This window comes from Streptomyces sp. AC627_RSS907 (assembly GCF_019049165.1).
Genome location: NZ_JAGMUE010001257.1, coordinates 1 through 629, shown reverse-complemented (window position 1 = coordinate 629; position 629 = coordinate 1). Strand labels below are relative to the sequence as shown.

1 protein-coding gene is annotated in these 629 nt (G+C 64.7%); it reads left to right on the top strand.

The window, feature by feature from the left end; translation table 11 throughout:
* Positions 1 to 308: 308 nt before the first annotated feature.
* Positions 309 to 548 carry a DUF397 domain-containing protein gene (locus KUM32_RS41355; RefSeq protein ID WP_187085814.1) on the top strand — a complete coding sequence of 80 codons (240 nt, stop codon included), beginning with the start codon at positions 309 to 311 and terminating at the stop codon, positions 546 to 548.
* The last annotated feature ends 81 nt before the right edge of the window (positions 549 to 629 follow it).

The following is a 629-nucleotide window of genomic DNA, read 5'->3' as shown; positions in this document are numbered from 1 at the left end:
GCGCAGCAGTGCGCCGAGTTCGGGAGCCTCCCTTTCGGCCACTGGGGTCCGCGGGTGGCGCTGCCTGCCGCTGCGCGCTGACACGTGGGGGTCTGCCGGCATGGTTCATTCCTCCGAGGGATTTCCCAGTGAAGGCATCGAGTGGGGAAGCGTCCCCTGGATAGTGTCGCCTCTCAGCCGCTGAGGCAATTGCCTCTTGGAAATTGCCCCGATCGACTCACAGTGAAGCCATAGCGAAGGCTTTGGGCTGCCCGATCGCATTTCTCGGCGGATAACTTGTTCGAATTACGGCAGGAAAGTGGTGACCCGTGCAGCAGGTGCACAACGGAATGACGCCGGCCAGTGCGATTGCCGGCGTGACGTGGGTGAAGAGCCAGCGGACGGCGCAGGAGGGCCAGTGCGTCGAACTCGCGGCGCTCGCGGACGGCAGGGTGGCGATGCGCAACTCGCGCCATCAGGACGGACCGGCCCTTGTGTACACGCGTGACGAGATCGCGGCGTTCCTCGACGGCGCGAAGCGTGGCGAGTTCGACTTCATGATCGACTAAGTCGCCCCGCCTTCACGCCCAATGGCGTCAGCGCGCGCACTCCTCGGTGGAATACTGGGTGCAAGTCTTCCACCGAGGAGC